21 protein-coding genes, 1 tRNA gene and 2 pseudogenes are annotated in these 25,531 nt (G+C 56.1%); 10 read left to right on the forward strand and 14 right to left on the reverse strand.

What is annotated here, in order from left to right; translation table 11 throughout:
- Positions 1-16: 16 nt before the first annotated feature.
- Positions 17-1,366, forward strand: a complete 1,350-nt coding sequence (locus E2L06_RS18275; protein ID WP_138777453.1) for an NADH:flavin oxidoreductase — start codon at positions 17-19, stop codon at positions 1,364-1,366.
- 4 nt (positions 1,367-1,370) lie between these two features.
- Here E2L06_RS18275 and E2L06_RS18280 read toward each other — a convergent pair whose 3' ends face one another.
- From E2L06_RS18280 to E2L06_RS22570, 3 genes and pseudogenes are all read right to left on the reverse strand, one after another.
- The gene (locus E2L06_RS18280) at positions 1,371-2,126 is read right to left on the reverse strand and encodes a rhodanese-like domain-containing protein (protein ID WP_138777455.1); all 756 of its coding nucleotides are present in this window, start codon (positions 2,124-2,126) and stop codon (positions 1,371-1,373) included.
- A gap of 129 nt (positions 2,127-2,255) precedes the next feature.
- Positions 2,256-2,328, reverse strand: a tRNA-Gln gene (locus E2L06_RS18285).
- A 133-nt stretch (positions 2,329-2,461) separates the two neighbouring features.
- Positions 2,462-3,246 (reverse strand): annotated as a pseudogene (locus tag E2L06_RS22570) (homing endonuclease associated repeat-containing protein).
- A gap of 109 nt (positions 3,247-3,355) precedes the next feature.
- On the opposite strand from E2L06_RS22570, the gene E2L06_RS18295 reads away from it, so the two are divergent.
- Both E2L06_RS18295 and E2L06_RS18300 read left to right on the forward strand, forming a co-directional pair.
- Positions 3,356-3,946, forward strand: coding sequence for an IMP cyclohydrolase (locus E2L06_RS18295; protein WP_138777457.1), 591 nt, complete (start codon positions 3,356-3,358; stop codon positions 3,944-3,946).
- A 151-nt stretch (positions 3,947-4,097) separates the two neighbouring features.
- On the forward strand, positions 4,098-4,766 hold the full coding sequence (locus tag E2L06_RS18300) for a metallophosphoesterase (RefSeq protein WP_138777459.1): 669 nt from the start codon (positions 4,098-4,100) through the stop codon (positions 4,764-4,766).
- 151 nt (positions 4,767-4,917) lie between these two features.
- Here the strand turns inward: E2L06_RS18300 and E2L06_RS18305 are convergent.
- The 4 genes and pseudogenes from E2L06_RS18305 to E2L06_RS18320 all read right to left on the reverse strand — a co-directional run.
- Positions 4,918-6,246: pseudogene (locus tag E2L06_RS18305) on the reverse strand (DEAD/DEAH box helicase family protein); the annotation flags it as partial.
- A gap of 80 nt (positions 6,247-6,326) precedes the next feature.
- The gene (locus E2L06_RS18310; protein ID WP_138783039.1) at positions 6,327-7,529 is read right to left on the reverse strand and encodes a Cdc6/Cdc18 family protein; all 1,203 of its coding nucleotides are present in this window, start codon (positions 7,527-7,529) and stop codon (positions 6,327-6,329) included.
- Positions 7,530-7,963: 434 nt separating this feature from the next.
- Entirely contained in the window at positions 7,964-8,413 is a 450-nt protein-coding gene (locus E2L06_RS18315) for a hypothetical protein (RefSeq protein ID WP_138783040.1), read from the reverse strand.
- Positions 8,410-9,261 carry a ParA family protein gene (locus E2L06_RS18320; RefSeq protein ID WP_138783041.1) on the reverse strand — a complete coding sequence of 284 codons (852 nt, stop codon included), beginning with the start codon at positions 9,259-9,261 and terminating at the stop codon, positions 8,410-8,412. Before E2L06_RS18320 ends, E2L06_RS18315 begins: the two co-directional genes overlap by 4 nt.
- 799 nt (positions 9,262-10,060) lie before the next feature.
- Here E2L06_RS18320 and E2L06_RS18325 point away from each other — a divergent pair.
- Positions 10,061-10,957: a hypothetical protein gene (locus E2L06_RS18325; RefSeq protein WP_138783042.1), complete on the forward strand. Its 897-nt coding sequence runs from the start codon at positions 10,061-10,063 to the stop codon at positions 10,955-10,957.
- Complete coding sequence (locus E2L06_RS18330) at positions 10,954-12,795, forward strand: MBL fold metallo-hydrolase (protein ID WP_138783043.1); 1,842 nt, start codon at positions 10,954-10,956, stop codon at positions 12,793-12,795. The genes E2L06_RS18325 and E2L06_RS18330 overlap by 4 nt, the downstream gene beginning before the upstream one ends.
- 327 nt (positions 12,796-13,122) lie before the next feature.
- Here the strand turns inward: E2L06_RS18330 and E2L06_RS18335 are convergent, their stop codons facing one another.
- Positions 13,123-14,253, reverse strand: a complete 1,131-nt coding sequence (locus tag E2L06_RS18335) for an ISH3 family transposase (RefSeq protein WP_138783226.1) — start codon at positions 14,251-14,253, stop codon at positions 13,123-13,125.
- Between the two features lie 574 nt (positions 14,254-14,827).
- The gene (locus tag E2L06_RS18340; protein ID WP_138783044.1) at positions 14,828-16,561 is read right to left on the reverse strand and encodes a transposase; all 1,734 of its coding nucleotides are present in this window, start codon (positions 16,559-16,561) and stop codon (positions 14,828-14,830) included.
- A gap of 297 nt (positions 16,562-16,858) precedes the next feature.
- Here E2L06_RS18340 and E2L06_RS18345 point away from each other — a divergent pair, with 297 nt between their 5' ends.
- The gene (locus tag E2L06_RS18345) at positions 16,859-17,407 is read left to right on the forward strand and encodes a hypothetical protein (protein WP_138783045.1); all 549 of its coding nucleotides are present in this window, start codon (positions 16,859-16,861) and stop codon (positions 17,405-17,407) included.
- Between the two features lie 427 nt (positions 17,408-17,834).
- Positions 17,835-18,830 (forward strand): hypothetical protein, encoded by a 996-nt coding sequence (locus E2L06_RS18350; RefSeq protein ID WP_138783046.1) that lies wholly within the window; start codon positions 17,835-17,837, stop codon positions 18,828-18,830.
- Positions 18,831-18,901: 71 nt separating this feature from the next.
- Here the strand turns inward: E2L06_RS18350 and E2L06_RS18355 are convergent, their stop codons facing one another.
- The gene (locus E2L06_RS18355) at positions 18,902-19,420 is read right to left on the reverse strand and encodes a hypothetical protein (protein WP_138783047.1); all 519 of its coding nucleotides are present in this window, start codon (positions 19,418-19,420) and stop codon (positions 18,902-18,904) included.
- A gap of 157 nt (positions 19,421-19,577) precedes the next feature.
- Between E2L06_RS18355 and E2L06_RS18360 the strand changes: the two genes are divergently transcribed.
- The 3 genes from E2L06_RS18360 to E2L06_RS18370 all read left to right on the forward strand — a co-directional run bounded on the left by E2L06_RS18360 (position 19,578) and on the right by E2L06_RS18370 (position 22,684).
- Positions 19,578-20,465: a UbiA family prenyltransferase gene (locus tag E2L06_RS18360; RefSeq protein WP_212750813.1), complete on the forward strand. Its 888-nt coding sequence runs from the start codon at positions 19,578-19,580 to the stop codon at positions 20,463-20,465.
- Between the two features lie 81 nt (positions 20,466-20,546).
- Positions 20,547-21,338 carry a winged helix-turn-helix domain-containing protein gene (locus E2L06_RS18365; RefSeq protein WP_249361519.1) on the forward strand — a complete coding sequence of 264 codons (792 nt, stop codon included), beginning with the start codon at positions 20,547-20,549 and terminating at the stop codon, positions 21,336-21,338.
- On the forward strand, positions 21,335-22,684 hold the full coding sequence (locus E2L06_RS18370; RefSeq protein ID WP_138783049.1) for a cytochrome P450: 1,350 nt from the start codon (positions 21,335-21,337) through the stop codon (positions 22,682-22,684). The genes E2L06_RS18365 and E2L06_RS18370 overlap by 4 nt, the downstream gene beginning before the upstream one ends.
- Before the next feature lie 250 nt (positions 22,685-22,934).
- On the opposite strand, the gene E2L06_RS18375 is transcribed toward E2L06_RS18370, so the two are convergent.
- The 4 genes from E2L06_RS18375 to E2L06_RS18390 all read right to left on the reverse strand — a co-directional run bounded on the left by E2L06_RS18375 (position 22,935) and on the right by E2L06_RS18390 (position 25,456).
- The gene (locus E2L06_RS18375; protein ID WP_249361520.1) at positions 22,935-23,405 is read right to left on the reverse strand and encodes a hypothetical protein; all 471 of its coding nucleotides are present in this window, start codon (positions 23,403-23,405) and stop codon (positions 22,935-22,937) included.
- On the reverse strand, positions 23,402-23,776 hold the full coding sequence (locus E2L06_RS18380) for a TrmB family transcriptional regulator (protein WP_138783229.1): 375 nt from the start codon (positions 23,774-23,776) through the stop codon (positions 23,402-23,404). The genes E2L06_RS18375 and E2L06_RS18380 overlap by 4 nt, the downstream gene beginning before the upstream one ends.
- Before the next feature lie 460 nt (positions 23,777-24,236).
- Positions 24,237-24,452, reverse strand: coding sequence for a hypothetical protein (locus E2L06_RS18385; RefSeq protein ID WP_138783050.1), 216 nt, complete (start codon positions 24,450-24,452; stop codon positions 24,237-24,239).
- 41 nt (positions 24,453-24,493) lie between these two features.
- On the reverse strand, positions 24,494-25,456 hold the full coding sequence (locus tag E2L06_RS18390) for a hypothetical protein (RefSeq protein ID WP_171052430.1): 963 nt from the start codon (positions 25,454-25,456) through the stop codon (positions 24,494-24,496).
- Positions 25,457-25,531: the final 75 nt, after the last annotated feature.

Genomic DNA, 25,531 nt, shown 5'->3' on the forward strand with positions numbered 1-25,531 from the left:
ACGTGATACGGCACCCATGGCGACGCTCGAGGAACCCATTGAGATCGGCGGTGTGACGGTCTCCAACCGGCTCTATCGCGCACCCTTACTCGAGTGTGCGGGCAACGGTCCCGGCGCGGTCGAGGCGCTGATCGACGACCTCGAACCGGCCGCCGAGTCGGGTGTCGGGCTCATCTGCCAAGGCGCGACGATCGTCCGCGGCGAGGGCGGCTGTGCCGCGCCGGGGATGACCCGCGTTCACGATCCCGACTTCGTCGCCCGGCTCTCCCGGCTGACCGACCGGATTCACGACCACGGAAGCCGGATTTTTATCCAGCTCGAGCACGGGGGCCTGCGAAGCATGGAGACCTGGCACGCCGAGTACCGGACGGAGCATCCGGGCCTCGAACAGCTCGCGGTGTCGGAACCGCCGTGGCAGTTGCAACTGCTGGATCGGATCGGCTTCCTCGAGTACGATCCACACGTCCTCTCGACGGCGGAGGTGTACGACCTCGCCGCTGACTTCGGCCGCGCGGCGGCTCGCGCCGTCGACGCAGGCTACGACGGGATTCACCTCGCCGGGGCAAACATGGGGATCGTCCAGCAGTTTCTCTCGCCGTTTTACAACCGACGAGACGACGAGTTCGGCGGCTCACCCGAGGCTCGTCTCGCGTTCCTCGCGGTCGTCCACGACGAGATCCGCGAGCGGGCGGGCGACGTACCGGTGGTGACCAAGGTACCCGCCGAGACGCCCGCCCCGCCCGCGCCCATCGTTCGGCGGAAACTCTCGCTCGCGGATGGGATCGAAATCGCCCGCCGACTCGAGCGGATCGGCTACGACGCGGTCGTCCCGGTCCAGACGTCGGTCACCTGGGACATGAGCATCGTCCGCGGGGCGTATCCTGCGAGGGCATGGGAGAACGAAGCGTTGTGCGAGGAGTACGACGCCGCGTTCGGCGGCCCGACGCGGCGGCGACTGGTCGCACTGGCCAACCGGATCCAATCGTTGCAGTACGACTTCGAACCCGCGTGGAACGAGGCGTTCTGCCGGCGCGTCCGCGAGCAAGTGTCCATCCCGGTGCTGGCGGAGGGCGGGATCCGCGAGCGGCGACAGATGGGTCGATTACTGGGCGACTCGAGCGAGGATGAACCACCTGCCTGCGACATGGTCGGGATGGCCCGGCCCTTCTACGCCGAGCCGCGGCTGGGGGCGCGACTGCTCGAGGTCGAATCGAGCGGCGAGAACCCGGGCGTCGTCTGCGAGAGTTGCAACAACTGTACAGTGCCACAGGTGACCGGTGCACCGGGGATCTGTCGGACGCCAAGCGTGCTGCGAAAGCGGGGCGACCTCGAGCGAGCGGGGGCGTACGAACGGCCCGAGCAGTAGCCGTTCAGGGCGTCACGGTAGTGCTCGTCAGTTCCTCGAGCGTTCCCTCGACAGTGTACTCGGGTGCGTCGACTCTGAACCGCGAGTCGGTCGCGCCCGCGTAATGGAGTTGCAGAGTGTACGAGCCGTCGTCAGCGATCGGCGCTGCCTCGAGCCGATCCGCGTCGAGTTGCTCGAGTCTGACCAGGCTGCCGGCGTAGGCAGGATCAGACTGACCCTGAATCGTGTAGGTCGCCCGATCTGCAGACACGTTCGCGCCCTCGATCGGATAGTCGCGGTCGAGCCACGCACCGAATCCGTCATCAAGCGCATAGACTTCCTCGTAGCCGTCTTCGATCAGTTTTGCAGCACGCAATCCAGAGAGGTGGTGTGGACAGCCACAGTACGTGACGATTCGCTCGCTTTTGGACCAGTCAGCGACCGGATCGCCATCGGGCGTGTACGGCGGTGCAGTACTCAGGACCGCGCCAGCGATGTGGGATTTCTCGTACTGCGAGGAACCGCGTGCATCGGCGATCCGGGCCTCGTGTCGCTGGTACCAGTAGAAGACATCCTCGATCGGGGCCAGTGGAACCTCGATACCTTCGAAGCCTTCGAACACCTGTGTCTGATACGAACTGGTATCGATCGATTTCGCGTCGGGTTCGGTTCCCGGTTCCGGGCCGTATCCGTTGTCGCCACCAGCGTCGCCGCCGAGACAACCCGCAAGCTCGCCGAGAGCGACCGTCCCGCCGACAGCGAGGAAGATCCGTCGATTCATACTGGCTAGCTACCGACGGCGATGAGATATGATTTCTGGTGGCTGGAAAGTTACCGGCGGACCCCTTCGTTTCGACTGGAAATCGGCAGCGGGGGCTGAGAAGGTGCTCGAGTTGAAACGAGAGAGAAGTAGTCCATCCTGGATTCGAACCAGGGTCGAAGCCCCCAGAAGGCTTCAGGATTGGCCACTACCCCAATGGACTTGACATGTTTCGTCGGTCTCTATTACCGACGACGTACCTGTTTGTAGTCGGGGTTCGTATTAGAGTGTTACGAACTCGGTCGGAACCAATATGAGAAGACACTTCAATCTACCTTCGTCCCTTGTAGCGATTATCACGACGATAGATCGGCGTGTTCCGTGCGGTGGCAGTTCGCACAGAGAACAGAACATCGCTCAATCTCCGTGTGAATTCGCTCTTTCGTTCGGTCATCCGAGACCAATCGTGCGATAGTAGACTCCTTCTCATCTTCTTTGTGATGAAAATCTAAGCAGGCTGGATCCGACTCCCTGCATCGTTCACAGCCTCCGATGGCGCGTTTTCGGTCATGCACCCATCGTCGGCGTTCACATTGCAGTGGCTCGTAGTGTTCTTTGCGGTGACAATTCGCACAGAGAACGATACACCTCTTGATTTCGTCGCGAAGGGCGTCTTTTCCGTAGCCAAACGTGACCATGCGACCGACCGCCATCTCCTTCGTCGTTTCGTCGGTGTGATGGAAATCGAGACACGCCGGAGTACCGACTTCACAACGCGAACACCCCCGTTTCCGTTTCACCTGATTGAGCCACGAACGAAGCCGAGATCGACGGCGTAACGATCGTTCGGTATTCCACTCGACGTTTCGATAGTGCCACCGCTGGTCAACCGAGAGGTCCTCCCAAACGAGATCGGAAGGGAGATCGACATTATCCGGCTTTGGCTTCACGCGAGATCCAGTGGGCGGAGCCGTCTCCAGCCCTGCCTTCTCTTTCGCATCGTTCCAGCCACCACACGTCCGAATAATCGTCGCAGAAGCCGGCGTCAACCCCAACTCCTCGTACTGTGCTTTCGTCGGCGACTCGCCGAGCCGATCGGCGGCCTCCGAAGGGCCTCGAGACACTCGTCGTCCGTCGTCACACTGCCGTTCGCCGCGTTATCACCGATAAACTCTCGCCCGATACTGGCGAATTCGACCGCTCGAGCGCGAACCGACATTCCTTTTCCCCTCTCTCGCGCACCTGCGAGTATGTACGTCGGACGATTCGTCGTCGTCGGCCCCGAGGTCGGCGCATACCGCGTCTCTTCACGCTCGTTCCCCAACCGCGAGATCACCGCTCGAGAGGAAGCACTCACCGTCGGCCCGACCGATGACGCCCCCGAGACGGACAACCCCTACGTCTCCTACAACTGCCTGCGCGTCGTCGAGACGCCGACGGGCGAGACGGCTGCCTTCGGCAACGGCTCGCATGTCGACCCGATCGCGGAGAAACTCGAGCTCGGCTATCCCGCCCGCGACGCGCTCGCGGAGAGCCTGCTGGCGCTGGATTACGAAAAGGACGACTACGACACGCCCCGGATCGCCGCGACGATCGGCGACGACGGCGAGGCCATGATCGGCACGGTTCGCAAGGACGCGCTGCTCGTCGAGACCGTCGACGAGCCGACGCTGGTCGCGACCTACGAGAAAGATGCCCCCGAAGCGTTCGGTCTCGAGGCCGATAGCGCCGCGACAGCCGCAAGCGAGGTCTACGACCACGAGTTCGAACACGCAGTCTGTGCAGCCGGCGTCGCACTGACTGACGACGGATTCGAGACGGCGATCGAGAACGGCAACTGAGCGGCACCGCTCGTTTTGCTCGCTGAAATCACCAGCCCAGCGTAGCTATCGCTCCCGAACGAGTGTCGGCAAACTCTGGGCCATCGACCGCCCACCGCTCTGCCCACCTGCTGGATAACGTACAAATCACTGGCACCTGTTAGCTGTAGGCATGAAGGTCGGACTCATCTCGGACGTCCACGGGAATCGTGTCGCGCTCGAGGCCGTCCTCGAAGACATGCCGCCGGTCGACGAACTGTGCTGTGCGGGGGACGTCGTGGGCTACAACCCCTGGCCGGCCGACTGCGTCGACGCGCTTCGGGAACGGGACGTGCCGACAGTGATGGGCAACCACGACGCCGCCGTCGCCGCGGAGACGCCCTTCCGGTTCAACGGGATGGCACAGGCTGGCGTCGAACACGCGGAAACGCAGCTCTCGGCCGACCAGCTCGAGTGGCTCGCGTCGCTCCCGGACGAACGGCGCGTCTGCGACGGGCGGGTGAAACTCGTCCACGGGCATCCGGACGATCCGGACCGCTACACCCGATACACCTACCCACAGGAGTTCACGTCGCGGCTGCTCGACGATGAAGACGTGCTAGTGCTCGGCCACACCCACGTGCAAGGCGTCGAGCGGTTCGCGGAGGGGATCGTCGTCAACCCCGGCAGCGTCGGCCAGCCCCGCGACGGGGATCCGCGGGCGGGATACGCCGTCGTGGATCTCGAGGCGCTGACCGTCGACACCCACCGCGTCGAGTACGACGTCGAGGCGGTGCAGGAAGCAGTCAGCGAGACCGGGCTGCCCGACCGCATCGGCACGCGGCTGGCTCGTGGCGAGTGAGCCGGCACGCGACTACAGAAATGGTGCCTTTTACACTCCCACCACGGCTACGCTCAGATATGGTATCCACCGGCCCGACTGTATGTACCGATCGGAACCAGCCACGGCACGTCGTGGGCCGGTGTTGTCGCTTGCAGTCTGCTCCACCGGGGGCCGGCTGGCGGTCATCTGTCGGCCGGAGGATGCGTCCAAGCCGCTGGGCATACTGCCGCTTCGAAGCACTTCCCGACAGGATAATCCCCACGTTCGCAGCGGGAACGTCAATCCCCTCGTCGAGCACCTGAGACGTTGCCAGCATCGAGTACTCGCCAGTCCGGAATCGCTCGAGAATCTCGGTGCGCTCGTCCGTCTTCGTTTGATGGGTAATGCAGGGGACGATGAACTCCTGAGAGATTTCGTAGGCAAAGTCATTGTTCGCAGTGAATATTATTGCGCGATCGTCGTGGTGACGTTTGAGCAGGTTATCGAGCGTCTCGAGTTTTTTCTCTGCCGTTCGGGCGATGCGTTCGGCGCGCTGCTTGGCGATGAGTGCCCGCCGTCCCTTCGGATCGTAGGACGTCCGTTTGAGGAACTCCTGATAACCCTCCTCTTTCCAGAGATCAAACTCGTGGCTATCGACGTAGTCGCGATAGATCTGGTACTCCTCGTCGTATGTCTCCCGTTCCTCTGGCGTGAGCTCGACAGACATGTGGATGGTTTCGTACTCGCTGAGGTACTCGCCAGCAAGTTCGTCGACAGCCTCTTCATAAACAACCGGACCGATGAGATCCTCGAGGAGCTCATGCTTTCCGTCAGGCCGTTCGTAGGTAGCAGTCAGTCCCAACCGATACGGTGCAATCGTCATCTCGGGAATCTGCTGGTATGTCGGCGCTGGCAGGTGATGTTCTTCGTCGACGACGAGTAAGCCGAACTGGTCGCCGTATTCGTTGATGTAGCGGTAGGCGCTATCGTAGGTGGTGACGGTAATCGCGGTGACTTCGTGGCTGCCGCCGCCGAGAACGCCGATCGGCTCTGTGAGTTGATCGCCAAAGGCGTTGGTGAGTGTGGCGTGCCACTGATTCATCAGGTCAATCGTCGGTGTCACGACAAGCGCACTCACGCCGGCGTCAGCGATTGCCTGCAGTCCAAGAAAGGTCTTCCCGCTGCCAGTCGGGAGAACAACACTCCCTCGACGGCTGTGGTCGATCCAGGCGTCGAGGGCGGCCTGCTGATAGTCACGCGGTTCGATGTGGAGCGCCGGTGTCAGATCGAGTTCTGGATAACTTCGGGCAGCATCGTGGAGAGACATAGAACGTGGTAACGCATCTTCGAGTGTTGTCTGTCCGTTGCTGTCGGACCAGCCACCAGCCCACTCAAGAAGTTCCCGATACCGATAGGCCTGCACGCGGTACTCATCAATGCGATCGTCCCACTCCGCAAAGGGGACCTCGGCAGGCGCATCTTGGAGCACGAGTGTCCCGTCGTCGAAATCGATCCGCATTCGGTGTGTAGTTCGAAGGGGCCAATCGGGTTGAGTCTATGGATTCCAGGTACCACCTCAAACGCGATGGCTAGGTGCGGTTAGTCGAATAGTTCACTAACTCGGGAATCCTCAGAAAGAGCTTCAGTAACCAGTTCTGGCCGAATTGAAAACTGATATTGGTAATATGATCCGCCTTTCGGCCCTTTGTTCTTTTCTTCAACATCAAGAAACCCTTTTAATGTCAACTGCGAGAGTCGGTCATGGACCGTCCGATCAGTACGAGGGTCAATACCGATCCGATCCGCCGCGATCCGATACCGTTTGTAAATCGCGGAGCGCTTTGCGGGGAGTTTATTTTCGGTCTCAAGCGTCAATAGCGCGTATAATGTGAGCTTCGAGTGCGTCGGTACTCGCAACAACTCTTCCCACACCTTATCGCGTTCAACTGCTCGATCGGCCTCTCGAACATGGCGCTCAGTTACCATTTCTGTACCTTCGTCGCGAGCGATATCCCCTGCTTTATAGAGTCGGAGAAGCGCCTGCCGTGCAGATCCGCTACTCTGGCCGGCGAATGCGGCGGCCAGCGGGATTACGTTCTCGTCGAGGACATCATCGTGAAACGCTTGTTCGGATCGTTGTTCCAGAATTCGCCGAAGCTGGTTTGCGTCGTAAGGAGAAAACAGAATCTCCTCATCGCATAGCGAATCCTTCACTCGAGCCGAGAGATTATCTCGGAAGGTGAAATCATTCGAGATACCGATAACACCGACCTGAGTATTTTCGACGAGATTGTTGTCGTTTGCCCGAGGAACCTGGTAGAGAATGTCGTCGTCGTTACCAATCGAATCAACTTCATCCAATACAATCAAACAGTGGGTTGCCTCGAGATCGTTTAGATGGTCCCAGAGCATTTGATTGATCATACCCGAGGGGTAGCCAGTGGTCTTGATCTTGTCGTCGGGTTCGCGAAATTCATTTACAAGATTTGCAGCGACTTGATAACTCGAGGAAAGAGATTTACAGTTGAGAAAGACGGTGTGTAAATCGACATCATCCATTGGCTCGAGATCGGTGGAAAGACGTTCAAGGACCAACTTCGTTGCGAGCGTTTTCCCAACACCGGTTTGGCCATAGAGGAAGAGGTTCTTTGGTTGAGCTCCGTTCACAACAGGCCGGAGAGCGGATTGATAGGCCATTAACTCATCATCTCGCTCAATTAGCGTCTGCGGGGTGTAACTATCGCGAAGGACATTCTCGTCGCGAAAGATAGTCGAGTCACGAGTGAATGGCTCGAGTCCCATTACAAGCAACATTCAAACTAGGAATAATAAAACCACTAGTTCACGAGTTTCATGAGCTTCATTCGTCTCATTTGTCGGCCGGCATCTCACCCCCCTCCCCCCACTTTTCACGAGTGTTTTTGATCTCAAGCCTATGGCTAAGACTGAGACCGAGAGTATTGAATAGAGAAAATTATAAGTGTCTATGTAAAAAACCAAAACCGCACTAGACATAGAATCTTTCTATTCATTAGACACTTACTCTATGAGAAGCACAGACAATTTCTTTGGCCGTCCCACTTGTTTCGAACTCTCGTGAAAAGTGGGGGGAGGGGGCGTCGAACTCTATATTCTTTGAACGTTATTGATTCACAGTACTAATTTATTTCCTCCAAAATCACGCACTCTCAAACACTCATGAAATATGGGGGGTGTCCGTTCAATCCTCGAGAACCTCACTCGTTCTCGAAACCCCAGCGTTCGAGTTCTTCAGCAACGATTTCTGGCTGCCGCATTGCAGCGACATACGCAGCCTCTCGAACGTCCGTCTTCGAGACGCTGGCCCCGAGTTCGTCTTCGACCGCATCAACGAGCTTCCCCTCGACATCCTGGACGCTGCTGCGAAGATAGAACTGGACCATATCTCGGTCCTGCTTGACGTTGTCCCGCGTATAGACCCAAGGAATGCCGCCATCATCACGGCCTGACTGAGGGAGATCTGGCGCGACTCCGTCGTTAACGGTCTCGACTACTTCCTCGATAGAGGCATCGTCAGAGGGATATTTGTCCTCAGTCTCCTCTTCGAGGCCATCATCGACAACGTTGTCGACATCCTCCTCCACGTTCTGGTCATCCGTGTCGTCGACGTTATCGCCGAACGGATCGCTGCCAGCACCCTTCTTCATCGCTCACCGACCTCCGTAATCTCTGCAGCCAGTTGCTCTAACTTCTCGAGCGTCTCCATCTCATGGTCTCGTTTCCGATCACGGTGGTGCTCAACGTAGTAGCGAGGAGTACACTGCTCTTTCCAGCAGCCTTGGAATAGCGACTCTCGAGTACGAATCGCGACCGGTGCTGGATAGCCCCGGTTACGGATTTCCTCGAGGTACTCTTGTTGGTCACTTGTTCGACCGATGCCGTTCGGGACTCCCGCGAGGACTCCGATCTCGACCTGCTCATCGCCGTTCGAGATGGTGCCTTCAAGGCCGTCGACGAGCTCTTCGAGGCCGTAGATGCTTTGCATCCCTTTCCCTGTCGGCTCGATCGGGATCACCAGCGACCGCGTTGCGTTCACTGCGTTGTAGAGGTGAGGTCCCGCAGTTGCTGGCGGATCGATGATGATTGTGTCATACTCGCTGGGGACGCCAGCTTCGAGGAGGACACGTCGCAGCTGGTCGGTTGGATCAAAAGCCTCGTCGAGATCGGCGGCCATCTGCTCGGCTCGAGTCAGGAGATCACCGAGTCGCTCCATCATGTTGTGGCTTGGGACGACATCGAACCCGAAATCAGTCTCGAGGATGAGTTCGTTGAAGTCTCCTTTCGGCCGGTCGATCAAATGGCGAGCCAAGTTGTCTGCGTCGCCATCGTCGCGTGGGGCATCGACGCCGAGTAAGTGAGTCAGTGATCCGTACTGTGGATCAAGGTCGACTGTCAGGACGTTGCGGCCGACGCGGGTGTGTTCGTCAGCGAGTGATGCAGCAAGTGTTGTCTTTCCAACGCCGCCAGCCTCCGAATACGTGGCATAAGTAAGCATGTATTATCGGATGAACTGATTGATTATAGTTTTTCGCTAGTCCTCCTAGATAGGCTTATTGATTGGCCTAACCGATTGGCCTATCTGGAGAACCATCTAGTACCGTACTTAGCAGAACAGTGAACTGAACGCCACTGGGTTGACTAACCTTCTGAATACTGTCCCAAAGCCGATTCTGCTGCCTTTTCGACTACACAGTAAAACAGCCAACATGCGAAGCTGAGTATTGCGGTTATTCTATAGATAAGAACCATCTGGAAGGTCTATCTAAGTAGCCTAACCGATTAGCCTACTCAAAATAGCTTATTTCTAAACTCCGGCTCTCTAAAAAGTCATGCAATTAGCCTAACGAAATAGCCTAACTAATCGACCTGATTGAGTATAGAAGCCCAAATGAACTCTTGAGATCGTAAACTGTCAGTGGTATTCTAGACCAGTTTGAGACACAACCGATAATTTGCGTCAGATGTACCCTGTCAATGAACCTCATATTGAATGACTGCTAGTTCATATCGATGAACCAGCGCTGACTGGTCGTGTGATTCACCACTGGAGATTGGGCTAAGCAACTCATCGACTCAGAAAACTACCTTAAGTTCTTAACGAACACTTTTATTTATTGGAACTAATGCCACATGAGCAGTTATTAATGCCTTCTGTTAAAACTATCATATTCCCCACATTCGAAAAACTTATTGTAAATATACAAACACCTATGTGGTGTGTCCAGCAGCAGTTCATAAGTGTGCAGTGCTAACGATTCCAGCTCTTATGCGCTCTGTGGACACAAAAATCAGCTATGAGTGGATCAGAAACCAGTAAAACAGAATCTGAGGCAGAGCGCCAAGATGCAGTCGTGTTTGATGAATCAGACCCTCTTGGTGCGGTCGAATGTCTCCCACCGACCGTCTTTCCGGTCACGGTGTCGCTCGAGCTTGGACGGACCACCAGTAGTGATAAAACTCACACACAACTTTCGACACCGAATTATCCGGTTGATGTCCGAGTCCCGCAAGGTCCGTACATTCCGGAGTCGACCGTTCATTTCGACAATCCGGCTGAACGTCCCCCTCGTAATACCGAACCATGGTCTCCGGCTGAGTTTGAGAATGCCCTCGCAGATCTTCTTTCGTCATTAGATGAGGAAGACCACGTCGACACGGACCGACTCTACTTGACAGGACTGACCGTTGCCGAACTTCCGCCCCGGTTCGTCACTCAGGACGAGACCACTGGCCAATCCGTAGCGTCTCCCGACCTCTATACTAATGAGGGTGAGATGACGCTTGGCACATTTTCACGGGACGGTACACTCTCTGCTGCCCGGGTCCGCGAAGATCTCGACACGGCCATGCCTGGACAAAGTCACTCTCCACCACAACTGGTGCAAATAACGGAAGTAACTGCCAAACCCTCCCGGTCAAGTCGGCAGACACAGGGCAGTGCCGGGAGACGACGCTACTATACTGAAAGCGAAGCCGAACGAGCTGGGAAAGTAGATGCTGTCCCCGGCGTGTGGAAGATGGACAGTATCGCATCCTACGGAGAATCGTACCGATCGTTGAACGGTGTGCTATCATCAATCGACCGATTCTTCCCGGCATTGTCAGAGGAAGATGTGCTCCAGTCTTTATCATTCCGGGGCCAACGCGAAACTCGTGAACGGTTCTATGCTGAGGAAGTGATCCAGCGATGACCGACGACACCAATAACCAAGTTGCGTATAAAACGACGACTGCTACCGAATATGCGGAAGACGATGTCCCTCTCGAGGTGGAGCCTGGAGAAGGCACTCCGTTCGTTGTGATACCGCGCGGTGGCGTCCAAGAAGTGGGTCGGAGCTGCTATCAGCTTGAAACCAGGTTTGGGACCTACCTTGTCGATGCCGGTCTCAATCAGGGTGACGGTGGTCAGTTCCCAGACTTCCGTGGAATCGATGAAGGTCAGATCGATGCCGTGTTTCTAACTCACGCCCATATCGATCATGTTGGTGCGCTTCCGGTGATCGAGAGCCGACAGCTCCTCTCGCCGCGAGCGCCGATTATCACTACTCGGCCGACCGAAGCTCTCGCCAGCACCCTCCTCAAAGACTCGCTGAAAATCCACAAAGAGAAGGCCAAAGATCCGGGACGGGAACAGCTCTATACAGATGCCGACGTCAGAAAGGTCCTCGATCGCTTTGAGCCCCGTGGATATATTCGTGGCGACATTCAAGACTATGTCCCTAATCTCTCGGATCAGGAGACTTTGACGTTTGAGTTCGGGAATGCAGGCCACCTGCTGGGAAGTGCTTGGATCGCATTCGAGACGATGGGATCTCGGATCGTATTCTCTGGAGATCTTGGTGGCCGATCAAACCATCTTCCGGACATTGAGGAGCCGCCAAAGGCAGACAGCCTCTTCCTGGAATCAACGTACGGCAGTACAGAGAACCACGACTCTGCAGACGACACTAGAACCGAGATTTACAGCGATGCGATTACTGCGGTCCGGAATCAAGAACCAGTTTTAATTCCCTGCTTCGGCGTCGGTCGCTCACAAGAACTCCTCTACATCTTCAAGAACCGACTTCATCAGCTCGACAATGATACTCGGAGTCGGATCCAATTGATTTACGATGGGATGGCTGTCAGCGCAACAAACACCTACAACCAGCATGCACACGGCGAATTCGCGTCTGAATCCATTCGAAACCTTCGAGTCAATAATGGCGAGGACCAACCCTTCCTCCCAGATCAGGCAGAAGCAGGCTACCATATTGACCGGCAAGAGGCTCTCGACAACGAGCGCATCCCTATTATTATCGCTCCTTCTGGGATGCTATCAGGCGGCTGGGCCCCCTCCTATCTTGTTGAGTTTGCAGAACGCTATGATCATGCCAATATCTTCCTCTGCGGGTTCCAGGCTGAAGGAACTCCGGGCCGACAACTTGAGGAGGCGATTACCGCCGACACTGAAACCATCGAGATAACTCTCCCTGCACTCAGGCTCGGGGAAGGCGTGCCTGACGCTGACGACGGCACTACTGTTGAAATCCCGTCCACATGGATCTCACGGTACAGCGGCCTCTCGGCCCACGGAGCACGAGATACGCTTCGATGGTTCGCGCGGCTAGTGTCTCCCGAAGAGATTACCCTGGTTCATGGCGAACCGGATCAGCAACGCGCCCTTGCCGCTAATCTCGCTGATAAAGTTGAAACCGTCACTGGAATTCGGATCGGTGGTATGATGGATGCGACTCCGGTCCGTCCGCGGACTGACAACAAGACGGACTCCGCGCTTACTGACCGGCCAGCAACGAAACTTCTAGATGAGGCCGAACACGAGTTGACTTTTGATGAAACAGCAACTGCCGCTGATATTGATCACTCTGATCTAGTTGATCGGATGGATGCTCTCGAGATGGCGCTTCGCACAATTGATGCCGAACTCGGTGTTGCCCGCCATGACGACACCCTCTCTGAAGCAGAAATCCGATCCATCGTCCGTGACGAAGTAAAATCACTCCTCACTGAAGAAGGGATTCTTGATTAACAGTCGGGAATAGTCCAAATTCTCGTCCGCTCAAAGATGTGATGATAGCGTACGACGATTGGAAACGAAAGCGACCATGTACCATTGTTAACGCACGTTGGCAGTCGAATTTATGTTTGAGCCGCACTAGCTTAGTGTAGGTAGTTCCCGATTCTGTTTTCGATCTCCTGGGTCCACACCATGATTTGGAGGATGAGTCGATGGTGTGAACAGTTGGGTGAGGGTGAAGCAGACGCTCACGCGCGTGAGCGTCTTTTCGGCTGCTCTGTTGGCGCATTTAGTCGAGAGCTGTTGCTCGGGAAAGGCGGGCCAGCGGCCTGACTTCGGTCAGGCCGTGGCCAAGGCGTAGCCCGGCGGTAGACCAACTCCGTTAGTCTCCCACGTGTACTGCCATCCAAGCTCGGTGCTCAGATGGTCTCTGATCCAGCCGCACACCAGTTCGAACGTGAATTCGGTTGGAAGGTCGCGCCCGCCCCGTCGTGGGCGGGCGACGACCGTCCAGCGCACGACCAGCCAGAGATTCCGCAACAGAAAGCCCACAGCGACGAGTACAAACCGAATCAGCGGGTCTGGTGTAGTGGTGGTTGCTCTCGCTTCGCGGTAGGTTCGGTAGCTGGTTTCGATGGCTGAGCGTTTGCGATAGAGGGTTTCGACCTGTTTGGGCGTGCGATCGGTCAGATCGCACGCCACATATCCACGGACGACTTCGCCGTTCTCGCCGCGGTCGCCGTTGTGGTAGGAGACACAGACCGCGTGCGGGAACTGAAGCTCTCGGTCTTTGCCCTTGTACATCGCATATTCGGTCCAGTAGGAGGCGTGTGTGTCGAGTTGATGGAGAAGCCGTTTTCCCTTTTTGATGACCGGGAGAACCACCGGAGCAGTGGCCCGAGCACGTCGAATGACGCGCTCTTGGTAGTAGCCGCGGTCCGCGAGAATGGCGTCGACCTCGAAGGGTAACTGTTCGACGCGATCGAGGACGCGGCCGACGGCGTCGGCTGCGTCCTCATCGCTCACGACGGGCGTTATCGCGAGTGTGAGCGGTTTCTTCGTATCGAGGACGAACGCGGTACAGTAGCGGTGACAGTCGGTGGTTCCGTCGCGAGGCTTCATCGAACAGACCTCGCGTGGATGGGTGAGATACGATCCGTGATAGGGATTATCGACGAAATCGATGATGACGATCCTCGACCGATCAGGGTCGAGGATCGTCGTAGCATGCTCGGCGAGGAGGTCGTTGACGACATCTTCGAGAGCGTCAGCATCGATAGTGCGGAGCCAATCCATGACCGTTTCGTCGTCGTCAGGCGTCTCGTCAGTGTTTTCGACGACGTGGTGAACAGAGGTGGTGTCGGTGGCAGCTCGTTCGACGGTTTTCCAAATCACGTCGGCGTCGAGGGGCGAGCCCTCGACGCCTTCCATCGGTAACTCCGAGAGATGGTCAAGCGCAAAGGTTTCCATGTCAGCCGCCGAAATCTGCTCGTCTGGGTCAGTGAGTTGGTTGAACACACCTCAACGACCCAGACACATTCTGAAATGAGCACCGGTTGAATTTACAGTAAGAATTACGGTACACACAGTCGGGAACTACCTAGTGTAGCTTCAACAGTGAACGTCTAACATATCTTCTCTGAGCGCGTCTCTTACTGAATGTTGGTACTTCCCTGCGTGAGACGTGCTGAGGCGAACAGATTGAGGATCTGTTCGTCCTCGTAGACTCTGTTGTCGGCTCTAATTGGAGGCGAACTTGACGACTTTGCTCTCGTACTCGCGCGTGCGCGCAAGACACAAATTATTACTCCGTTTGTAGAATTTGAGATCCCGAAGTTGTGGTTCCACACATTCTTGGCGCGCTTATAAGCCTACAAACGAGACTCTCTGATTTCCGAATGAGTAGGCCAAACCAGGGTGCGAAAACCGGATGAAGTCGATTCAGCGACCAGACACGAGTCTACTGGTCAACGAAGGTCGACAAAATGAGCGAAAATCTACAGAGCAGCCGCTACTGAATCCTCAAACCGGAGTGAGAAAAGCGTTACCCGAACTTACGCAGGAAGTCGCCTAACGCTCGCACGAACGTCTTCGCCGTAATTACTGGTGGCGACCTGATCGGCTCGTCGAGCGCGACCTTGATCAAATAGTCCGTCAGCCGCCACAGGTTGTAGATCAGCGTCGACAGCGCGAAGTTACAGAGTCGAAGCCGATAGTCCGTCGACGACGTCTTTGGCATGAAGCTCTTGATCGACTTGTACTGGTTCTCGATGTCCCAGCGCCGACTATACCCGTTCACGACACTCCGAATCTCCGCAGGCTCCACGCGATCCTGGTTCGTCACGAACACCGCGTACTTCCCCTCGGCATCGTCGCTCGTACTCGGCGCATAGAGGAACTCCGCTTCGTGATGGACCTCGCCGTCGATTCCCAATGGTACGTCGTGTTTGACTGCTGCATCCGCCGTCGGATGCTCCTGAATATCCTGAATCGCCGCTAAGTCGTCCTCGTACGTCGGTACTGGTGAAAGGTACGTTAGTCCGCGCTCGTGAACGTCTGCGTACACCTGATTCACGTAGAACCCTCGGTCGAACATCACCGTGTCCAGGTCGACGAACCGCTCGGCACTATCCAGCAGTCGACTCACAAGGTCGGCTTTCGAGTACGATGGCGAGTCGTCGGGTTCCCACGCAGAGTCCTCTTTGACCGGCTCGATACCGAGAACAATCGGTGCGTGGTCTCCGACTAAGGTGATCGTCGCGTACTTGTAACCGTGTTTGTACTCTTTGCCCTCCTTGTACCCACTCACCATCTTCGGGTAGTCCGGCTTCGCGATACCCGCTTCCTTATCCTCCCACGGCCAGACGTGAAACTGCTCGGTCGTGATGTCGATGGCTGCAACGTTCTCACGCGACTCAAAGGGGTCCTGACCGCGAATCGAGTTGATGATGTTGTCTGTCGCGGCGTCGAACGCCGTCATAATCGCGTCTCGAATCCGGTCGATCTCCGGCATCGAGTCGCCGTCCGCGAAGTCCTCGAACGTGAGCTGACTGTTCGACTCGTCGGGCGTCGCAATCTTCTTGATCGCTCGCAGGAACGTCGAGTCGTCGCAGATGAGTTCGTCGTCGGTGAGCCAGCCGTACTCCGATTCCGCGTGAGCACTCCCCTTGTTCGCACAGATGCGCGCGAACATGTCCAGAATTACCTCGTCGGAGTAGGTCTTGTGGGCTGCTCGGTGAGTGTCGAACTCGGGAAGAACGTGTTTTCGAGCGAGCGTCAGCGTCTTCTGGGCTTTCTCCTTCTTGTACTCGCTCTCGCTCTTCGAAGTCGAATTCTCAGGTTCCGTCGGAATGGTTGGAACAAGGCCTTCCGTGAGTACGCTGTGATCAAGTGCGGCCTGTCGAACGCCAGCGACAGTTCTGTTCAGAACCTCTTGTGTGTTCTCACTGAACTGCGCGTGCGTATACGAGAGCTGTTGCTGGGTCGGCGTATTCGAGAGATCGGTGATATCGAGGTGGAAACTCTTGACCAAGCTCGGCTCCCGCCCGAGTCGTTGGGCTAATTCGTTCTGTGAGATACCCCGAATCCCTTTGAACAGGAGCGTGCGGAACATCTCATCGGTTCCAAACGTCACGCGGTTCTGATCGCGAGCATCCTCGAGGTTGTCGACGGAGATCGATAGCTGACGAATCACGTCCCAGAGGTGGTCTTCACGCTCACAGAGCGTCTCCGCGTGGACAATGATTGAGTCAGCAACAGCCGACGGGTCAGTCAGCATTGAACCACCTCGGGGGTGAACTGATCTGCTTCTGAGGTGTGCTCGACCAAATACTGATGTGATTCTGTGTAGAGACATCCGCTATCCAAGAACAGAGATCAGTATAGAATAGAGTGGAAATAGAGTAGAGCATTTTGCGATGGTTGTGTGCTCTGAGCTTATTGTGGGAGATACATCAAGGGGCATGCGCGCTATACTTGGAGAATTAGTTGTGGCCATAATTCGGTATGAGTCAAGAATCAGTATGAGTCAAACTCGGGTTGGGTTTATACTGATGTGTGAGAAGAAGGAGGTACGATGGGCTTGGACGAACTCGAGACATTTCTTCGGAAGAAGGGAGCGGCAGAACTCGTTACGGAGATCGGGACGGGAACAGCGACATTCAACGCGCTCGTCGACTCGGTTGCGGTAAGTGGATCGACGGTGTCTTCACGACTCTCGGAGGGTGTTGAACGCGAAGTGTTTACTGTCAGCCATAGGCCGACCGAGCATGGAACAGAGAAGCGATATGCACTCACGATTCTTGGGCGTCGGATCTACGATTGGGCAGCGCAGACGGAATTCGAACGGAAGGTCAGGGAGCTCCGGCGAGTTCAGCACGAACGTGAGACGGCATTCGAGCGGATGGTTGGGAAGCTCAACCGAGATATGGAGATCCGCAAGATGGTCACCGATTCGGAACCCGTAGAGGGGCAGGAGATTGACCTTCCTGAAGGGGCGTCATTGATACCGAAGATGGCGTCAGAAGAGAAGCTTCGTAAAGCCAAACGCGAACGTATGGAAGCGAATCTCAAGCCACTCGAAGAACTCGAGGACGCCGATGAACCAGGAGAAAACAGCGGATGAGACAAACTATCTATAGTGGATCCGTTACTTCTTGTGAAATTCCCAGCCCAAATGGAATTTTCCGGCTGACAGTTCAGGGGGAGGAAGCACACTAAACGTACTCCCCCATCGTCTCCTATCTCATGATCCACGAGATGGTCTATATTTTAGGTAGCGCTCATGTGTAGCACATTGTTGATGGACTGCAGTCTTGCGATTTGTCGTCGACGGAGGCAAATCGAAACTCCGCGTTAGGGACGCTCAGAAAGTCAACTACTACCTTCGCACTGGCGACCGAGACTGTATCAACAATCTCCTACAGAAGAGCGTTTACAGAATATATGATCTCCAATTATTCAATATTTGAGCGATTTACCGATTGGTGGAAATTCTTTCGCCACATAATGTAATGTTATCGTGTATTAATCATTGATTGTGTCGAAGCAACATGACACAGAAAAATTCCAAATCTGACCGAAGAAAGCTTGCATCGTTTACCCGCCGCAACGCACTGAAAGCCATCGGTGCTGCAACCTTGGTAGGGATTGGTGGAACGGCACCCGTTTCTGCTGCTCCCAAAGAGAAGACTCGAGTCATTCGACTTGAGGGAAGTTACAACAGTCCGATTTCATTCGCGGAAGGACAAGCAACTCTTGAGAAACTCAAGGCTAAAAACCCGAATCTCGACAGGAAATCATCGAGTGAAAAGGCAGTCCCAGAGTTTGACGATGGGTACGAGATCGTCGAATACGTTGCCCGTGTGGGCGCAAATGGTCGAGTGAGCCAGTACTACGGTGCTTCGTCGAAAGAAGAAGAGTCTGCTGCGCATCAAAAAGGCCAAGAGAAAGTCAACGAATTCGAGAGCTTGGAAGTCTCCACCCAATCGACTCCATCACCCGATGTTGGCCCAGACTGGAATTACATCCAAGATGACCAAGCCTCTACCACGGATCATTGGGGCGAGCTAAACCACAATTACGAGTGGTATCGAGTTCGTGACGGTAGTGAAGAACGAAACGCCTTCCGTACTCTCATCGCTAGCTCAGATGGGACAATCAATCCCTACGAACGCAAGATCTATGCGACGCATGATTGGGGAGAGAGTCAACTCGGAAACGAAGCACTCCACAACGCAGGTCCCAGCTCCACTGGAGCTGGCTCGGTCACTGTTGGTATCGGATACCCACCGTCAGCTCAGCTCTCGTACACGTTCGACGTGGATGGGCAGGTCAACCAGAACCTCACTAATAACGGACCAGTCATCGACTGGAACTACAATATCCCCAATAGTGGTACGAGTTGGTTCTATCCTGGAAGCCACGTCGTAGCAGACCGATCTGACTGTGGTGTAGATCAGAAGGTCGTCACTCTCGAGGCATCGACTGACTGGGGCCTTGTCTATGATTCATCCCACAAATGGCACATCACTACAGTTACGTGCTGAAGTAGTGTACTGTCGTTTATAACCAAAATATTTTCTAAAGATTCGACCGATTTGGTTTTACACGGGCTGTATCAGTTGTCGTCCGAACCCTCGCTGACAGTAAACGTTCCGTTATACTCAGAGTGTACTCGTTCGATTTTGGGACCCGCAACAAGCTCCCAAGTGCCAGTAGCGGTTGCAACGAACGGACCGATTCTAAAGAATCTCGCTGCCCCAGAAGGAATGGTATTCTCCCCACCAATCGTGAGAGTGTCCGATTGGCTCGGTTCATCATCAGTTGGCGGAAGGAGTCTGAGGGTGTATTCTCCAGAAAGGGTACCACCACCAGCGTTCCCAATTGCGATAGCAATATCGAACTCATCGCCAAGCACGACACCGTTTGGTGCTTGTTCCTGAGCAGTGAGTAAGATAGGTTCAGCTGGGGTGTTTTGGTTTGCCTCGAATCTGGGTGCATCGACGGCGTTGTCAGAACTGCTATTACTTCCCCCGGATGTTCCTCCTCCGATCACCCCATTTCTGCCAGATAGGCAGCCGGAAACAAGTGTTGTGAATCCTGCTGAAAAACCACCTAGGAGGGCTCGCCGTTTCATATTAGATATTAGACAACGGAACGTAAATATATCCACTGATTGTATAGGTGTTCGGTGAGCGGTGATTTCACCGTTCAGTGGGATAATCGGTGTCGTTAGGTGATGTACACACATATTGGATATGTCACAAATTCCCAATTCTAGCTCTGCCCGTCTCGTGGCTCAAACGCTCCATGACATCCTTGTAATCAACCGCATCCCCGAAACAATCGGGTATAATATTGCGTACTTCGCCATCGGAATTGGACTTACATCACTTCCAACGGCAATTGTCATTGAGGAACACGCTCTACCACTCGTCGTCCTGTTCGCCGCGGTCATGCTCTCAAAAATGTCTGCCTCCATCGCTGACGCCCTCCATGACCAGGACCTCGATGCCGAGAATCCGGAGAAATCGTTCATCGCGAACGCCATCGCCCATCTTGGGAGTGACACCGCATACACGATGCTTGTCGGTGAGGTTGTTGCTGCACTCATCTTTTGGAGCTGGCTCGCTCATTCCACTGGAACTCTATTCTACGTCGTCTGCGGAGCAGCCGTTACGTTCCTCGGCTTCATTTATTCATATCCCCCACGGCTCAAGGAGCGCGGCGTCCTCAACCATCTCACAACGACAGGCGTCGACATCGCTGGTGTCGTCCTCCCTGTGGCTGTCCTCTCGGGGACCACCCTTACCGTTGAGTCGGTAGCCACGCTCGCTGCCGTTTTCTGCTATACGTTCGCCTATCACGTCATGCACCAGGCTGGAGATACATTCTACGACCGCGAGTACGGCGTCTCAACGTTCACCCAGACGCTCGGTGTCGCAGAGAGCGTGGTGTTCGCTTCGGCGCTCACCGTCTTCGCGGGCCTCCTCGTGCTCGTGCAGAGATATATTGGTGGTAGCATGTTGCTCCTGCTTGTAGGCGGAGGATACTGGCTACTCTACAGACAGCTCAATGGTCAGACGCTGCGGGAACAGTCGGACTATGTCTCGCGATGGTTCCACATCGGGTGGGTGGCTACCTTCCTGAATGGAGGACTTGCGATTAGTCTCCAGTTGTAGCACGTGCTACACGCTCATAGAGACCTTTCATCACCCATATATGTAGTCAAATTTATCACGTCGAGATGGATTGTGTATAATATGCCCGAAATGGGATATTGCACCGAACTCCGGGAAACCCTCCACAAACGACACGAAGTCCTCGCTGCTCTCGCGACCGAACCCCAAACGAAACCGCAACTCGTCGAAACCGTTGGCCCATCTCGCTCGACGATAGATCGCGCAATCAGCGCTCTCGAAGATGCGGACTGCATCGAACGAATCAATAGTAACTATCATCTCACCCCGGTCGGACGCATCAGCCACACCGAACACGAACGGTACATAAAGACGATGGACGGGGTATCTAAAGGGAAGGACGTTCTAAACGCCCTCTCCGATGAGGCTCCCATTGACCCCACCTTTCTCAACGGTGTTGACGTGCAGACCGCGAACCCGCATGTGCCCGAATCCGCGCTTCAATCGAGTATCACGCACCTCGAATCAACGGACCGTCTGGTCGGTCTCGCCCCTGTTGTTCTCTCCCTCTACACAGATACCCTCACAGATCTTGTCAAGAACAACGGCCTCCAGACTGAAATCGTCCTCCACGAAAGTACGTTCAACTCTCTTCTCGGGTACTACAAAGACCGCTTCAGCGCGATGGGCGTAACCGACCACTTCACTTTCTATGTCACCGAGCACGACCTCCCCTACGCGCTCTGGATTATGGAACGAGATGAACATCCCCTCGCTGGTATCACCATCCATGAGAAGGGCGGTGTGCGTGGCGTCCTAATGAACGACAGCCCGGACGCAGTTGCGTGGGCACGCAAGGAGTACGAACAGTACCGTGACCAAGCGGGACGCGTCACGGTCGACTTACCTCAATGACCACGCCAGCCGACCCATCATCCGGGGTCGGATCGGACGTGCCCGAACCGCCAAGTCCTCCTAGTCACCCTCTTATCGGACACACGCACCAGTTCTTCCGCGCGAATCCTCTTGAGTGGTTCACCGGCCTCTCGGAGTCCTACGGTGACGTCGTCCGCCTTCGAGTCGCCGGTCAATCGATCGTCCTTCTCTCGAATCCAGCCGATATCGAGCGTGTCCTCGTCACGAACAACCAGAACTACCGGAAGGGTAGCTTTCAGAAGCTCGTGACGAGCTCGCTTCTCGGGAACGGCCTCGTTCTCGCGGAAGGTGATGAGTGGCGGGCTCACCGTCGGGGTCTGGAGCCAGCGTTCCACCCCGACCGAATGCCGGGCTACGCGCGTCGGATTCGCTCGCACACCGAACGCCTCCTGAACAGCTGGTCGTCCGGCGACGTCATCGACCTCGAAGAAGAGATGAAACGACTAACCCTCCGTATCATCGCGGACGCGTTGTTCGGGGTCGATCTCACCGAGGATGCAACTGAACTCGGGACTGCGTTCACACGAATTCTGGAGCACTTTGAGCGGATCAGCCAGACCTACGTCTACCTCCCGGAGTGGATTCCGACGCCGGAGAACGTGAGGTATCGGCGTGCGTTGGACACACTGGAGGCGGCTGTGCAGGAGATTATCGACGCGCACCGGACTGGGGAGATCGGGCGTCGAACTGTCGTTTCTTACCTGCTCGAAAATGAAGGTGGGTGGAGTGAGGACGAGATGCGGGACGAGATCGTGACGTTGCTTGTGGCGGGGCACGAGACGACGGCGCTCGCGCTGACGTTCACGGGGTATCTGCTCGGGCGGAATCCTGGTGTGGCCGGGCGGGTCACGTCGGCGGTTCGCGGGCTCGACAACGACGGCATCGTCGACGGTGTCGCGGAGTGCGTAGAGCTGGACCGAGTCGTGAAAGAGTCACTACGACTGTATCCGCCGGTGTACGGGATTTTCCGAGAGCCGATCGAGGATGACGTCCTCGGAGGGTATCGAATTCCATCGGGTTCGATTCTTGCGCTCAACCAGTGGGTCGTCCATCGTGACGACCGATTCTTCGATCAGCCGGACGAGTTCCGTCCGGATCGGTGGACGGAGGAGTTCGAGGATTCGTTGTCTCCGGGGGCGTATTTCCCGTTTGCGGCGGGGCCGCGTCGATGTCTCGGGGATCGGTTCGCGCTGTTGGAAGCGAAGCTCATCTTGGCGATGATCCTCCGAGAGTATCAGTTTGAGCTAGTTTCGGAGGTGCCACTGGAAGTCGTTCCGTCGCTGACGACCCAACCGAAGCACCCGATTCGTATTCGACTCAATTAAACCCGGTATTGGCAGTTGAGTGTTGATTTTCGGGAGATAGGTGTCCACCGCCGTGGAGGATGGATTTGTCCCGTGACCTCTTTCCGGAGTTGCCTGTGGAGTCCCCAACTTAGCTCGAAGATTGACTGATGCTCATCAACGCGTTTTTGGAAACTCTCCCCATTTGTACTCTGGTGGGAAGTTCGTTCTTTCTAGAAAATACGCTCGTTTCTTGAATTGTACTACGTTTCGTTCTATCGCAGACCTCGATTTAGGTGGTGAGTGTCGCTTCAAGATAGTTGACGACCTGTTGCGTCGCTTCGGCGGTAACTTCCTTGGTGAGCTGCCCCTGATAGCCATCTGCTGGGACGTCGTCATCGGGAATACTGTCGAGGCGAGCGACGAGGTCACCAGTCGTATCCAGAAACCGATGTTGAATCGCGGAAATCGACCACGGCATGATCGACGATCTCTCTGGTGCGCCGCCTTCTACCCAGCTCTCCGCTGAAAGGGGAGTCGACTCATCGTGCCACGTCCGTGTTGTGAGCGTGAGACAGAGGTACTGCTCAGGGTGAAACGGGACAGAATCAGTACTGATGATCAGCCACGGACGTGGCGCGACACCTCCATCGTCACGCGATGACTCGGAGTCCAGATCCGAGTCTTGTTTGAATGGATCGACTCCCCAGACGACATCTCCACGCTCGAATTCGATGATCTCACCCTCGGCATCCCGCTTCATTCGTTGTCCGTCTTCTCGGTATCATCCGTGGCTGGCATATGTTCAACCCACTCAGAGGGATCCTCTTCGCCGTAGAGTTCGTTCAGACTCTCCGTGACGAGTTCATACTGTGTGAGCGAGTGGAGACGGTCGCGGTCGTCCGTAATAGCCCAGTATTCTCCCTTGTGACGAACGAGCGCTCGTTCTTCAAGACGACGCAGGACAGAATTGATGGAATTCTGTGGAATTTCCGTCGCTCCGGCAATTTCGACCGGTCGGAACGCCTGATCAGCGTGCGAGGCAAGGAATGACAGGACGCGCTCCGGCTGCGTGAGTCCACCGCCGAGCGTATCCTCCGAACTTCCTTCAAATGTATCGATGTCGATTGGCATTGTCACTATGTACCTACGTCAGTCTGTACGATAAAACCTTTGTACGTGTACTGTTACCCACGTCAGGAGGACTCGATAGCTACTATCCGAGATCTCGAAGCAGCGACAGAGAAACCGATTTTAAGCCGATTTTTGATCTGTGACGGGCTACGAGTGTTGTCTAATTGGTAGTCTATAGAAATACAAACTCGAATCTCTGGTCAATCACCGACCTTGCAGTGACTGAACGGTCGTGTTTAGTTGCTTGACTTCGCACGTTTATGGCGATCCGCGGCCTAGAGTAACTGATGCTGCCGGTCACGTCGTTTCTCTCCTGCACTACTATGATTGACGAGCCAAAGTGCTTCCTGACGACACGACCGGCGACCGAAGTCAGAGCCGGTTCACACGAACGAGCGGAATAGACGGGGTCGCGAGCTCCGCCGTCAACCCCACCGGCCGGCTCTTCGCAATCACGCTCTCAGGGGAGGTTACTCTTCGACCACCGGTACGCGAAGGTGGGGACGAGCATCACGACGGCGATAAGTAGGAACATGAACCACTGGTCGGCGAAGAGGGCGACGGTGACGCTCCCTCCCTGAGTCATGGTCCATCCGCTGAGGGCAACCGCCCAAGCGAGGACCGCGAGTACGTACAGGTACGCGAAATCACGGAGGACGTCGGTGAAATAAGACATTGTAAGTGGTTGTGTGAGAGGCGAATTAGCGTTTTCGAGTTCTAGAGGCAGTTTCTCGCGACGTACGTACACGCCCCCGAGAGGCCGATGAGCGTGAGATTTGGCGCGCAGAGCGACAGGAGGAGGACGAAACAGCCCAACGCTCCGACACCGGTGAGACCGCACCCGACCGTGGCGAGGGTGCAGTGCGGAACTGCCATGACCACATCCACCGCGCACGTCGCCGCTTTCGAGTCGCACGTCGAGACGAGCGTTGAGAACCCGCCCGTGCTGGCGCCGAGCAGTTCCTCGATGGTCGTCTCTTCGAGCACACGGTTCAACTGTGCGTTGAGTACGTACGTCGCGTCCTCGAACGTGGCGACGTAGGCCCCACTCTCGGGCACGTCAAGTTCTCCGCTTGAGGCTTCTCCCGTCACGTTGACGAGGCCGATCATCTCGACGAACGCGCTCGACTCGTCGACGTGATCCTTCGCACGTTCGATCTCCGAGTCAGTCGTCCCTCGGGAGAAGAGAACCGGGTGATCCGGCCCTTCCGTCATCAGCCTGCCGGACTCGGACTCGGGCCACGGCAATCCGCGCGAGAGTTTACCGCGGACACCCGCTGGCACTTCTGACGGCGAAAGCGAAACACCGGCGTTCGCTATCTCTCCGCCGGGATCGTACGTGACGGCCAGTTTGCCGTACTCGAAGGGCAAGTTCACAGTGTACCCCATCTGCTCATCGTTAAGGTAAACGTCCGTCCGCGTGGCGTCGTCAGTGCGGACTTCGGGACGGACGAGGACGCTGAGCACCCGTTCGGCAGCTTCTGTCTCCGCCGCTGCCGCCGCGGACTCCGAGTCGGCTTCCGATTCCTCCTTTCGAATCTCTATCTCGGTCTCCTCAGACCGGCCCGCGGCGGTTCCTGCCATCCCCGCGACGCCCGCCGCCCCGATGACCCCGAGGAAGCTCCGCCTCCCGACGGAACTCTCGTCTGACTCGCGCCTCTTGGAGAGCGTCTCCCACATCTCCGCACAGCCACCGCCGTCCTCCGCTCGCTCACTTAGGTCCTCTTGATACCGGTCCGCTTGGGGTTCTTCGTT

This window comes from Haloterrigena sp. H1 (assembly GCF_005938085.1).
Lineage (GTDB): Archaea > Halobacteriota > Halobacteria > Halobacteriales > Natrialbaceae > Natrinema.

Bases quoted from the DNA above. Each gene is read 5' to 3' on its own strand.
- E2L06_RS18390 (WP_171052430.1), bottom strand. From the start codon at position 25,456: ATGTGGGAGACGCTCTCCAAGAGGCGCGAGTCAGACGAGAGTTCCGTC.
- E2L06_RS18340 (WP_138783044.1), bottom strand. From the start codon at position 16,561: ATGCTGACTGACCCGTCGGCTGTTGCTGACTCAATCATTGTCCACGCG.
- E2L06_RS18310 (WP_138783039.1), bottom strand. From the start codon at position 7,529: ATGGGACTCGAGCCATTCACTCGTGACTCGACTATCTTTCGCGACGAG.
- E2L06_RS18335 (WP_138783226.1), bottom strand. From the start codon at position 14,253: ATGGAAACCTTTGCGCTTGACCATCTCTCGGAGTTACCGATGGAAGGC.
- E2L06_RS18375 (WP_249361520.1), bottom strand. From the start codon at position 23,405: ATGAAGCGGGATGCCGAGGGTGAGATCATCGAATTCGAGCGTGGAGAT.
- E2L06_RS18380 (WP_138783229.1), bottom strand. From the start codon at position 23,776: ATGCCAATCGACATCGATACATTTGAAGGAAGTTCGGAGGATACGCTC.
- E2L06_RS18295 (WP_138777457.1), top strand. From the start codon at position 3,356: ATGTACGTCGGACGATTCGTCGTCGTCGGCCCCGAGGTCGGCGCATAC.
- E2L06_RS18370 (WP_138783049.1), top strand. From the start codon at position 21,335: ATGACCACGCCAGCCGACCCATCATCCGGGGTCGGATCGGACGTGCCC.
- E2L06_RS18325 (WP_138783042.1), top strand. From the start codon at position 10,061: ATGAGTGGATCAGAAACCAGTAAAACAGAATCTGAGGCAGAGCGCCAA.
- E2L06_RS18350 (WP_138783046.1), top strand. From the start codon at position 17,835: ATGACACAGAAAAATTCCAAATCTGACCGAAGAAAGCTTGCATCGTTT.
- E2L06_RS18315 (WP_138783040.1), bottom strand. From the start codon at position 8,413: ATGAAGAAGGGTGCTGGCAGCGATCCGTTCGGCGATAACGTCGACGAC.
- E2L06_RS18345 (WP_138783045.1), top strand. From the start codon at position 16,859: ATGGGCTTGGACGAACTCGAGACATTTCTTCGGAAGAAGGGAGCGGCA.
- E2L06_RS18320 (WP_138783041.1), bottom strand. From the start codon at position 9,261: ATGCTTACTTATGCCACGTATTCGGAGGCTGGCGGCGTTGGAAAGACA.
- E2L06_RS18300 (WP_138777459.1), top strand. From the start codon at position 4,098: ATGAAGGTCGGACTCATCTCGGACGTCCACGGGAATCGTGTCGCGCTC.
- E2L06_RS18275 (WP_138777453.1), top strand. From the start codon at position 17: ATGGCGACGCTCGAGGAACCCATTGAGATCGGCGGTGTGACGGTCTCC.
- E2L06_RS18385 (WP_138783050.1), bottom strand. From the start codon at position 24,452: ATGTCTTATTTCACCGACGTCCTCCGTGATTTCGCGTACCTGTACGTA.
- E2L06_RS18355 (WP_138783047.1), bottom strand. From the start codon at position 19,420: ATGAAACGGCGAGCCCTCCTAGGTGGTTTTTCAGCAGGATTCACAACA.
- E2L06_RS18280 (WP_138777455.1), bottom strand. From the start codon at position 2,126: ATGAATCGACGGATCTTCCTCGCTGTCGGCGGGACGGTCGCTCTCGGC.
- E2L06_RS18330 (WP_138783043.1), top strand. From the start codon at position 10,954: ATGACCGACGACACCAATAACCAAGTTGCGTATAAAACGACGACTGCT.
- E2L06_RS18365 (WP_249361519.1), top strand. From the start codon at position 20,547: ATGCCCGAAATGGGATATTGCACCGAACTCCGGGAAACCCTCCACAAA.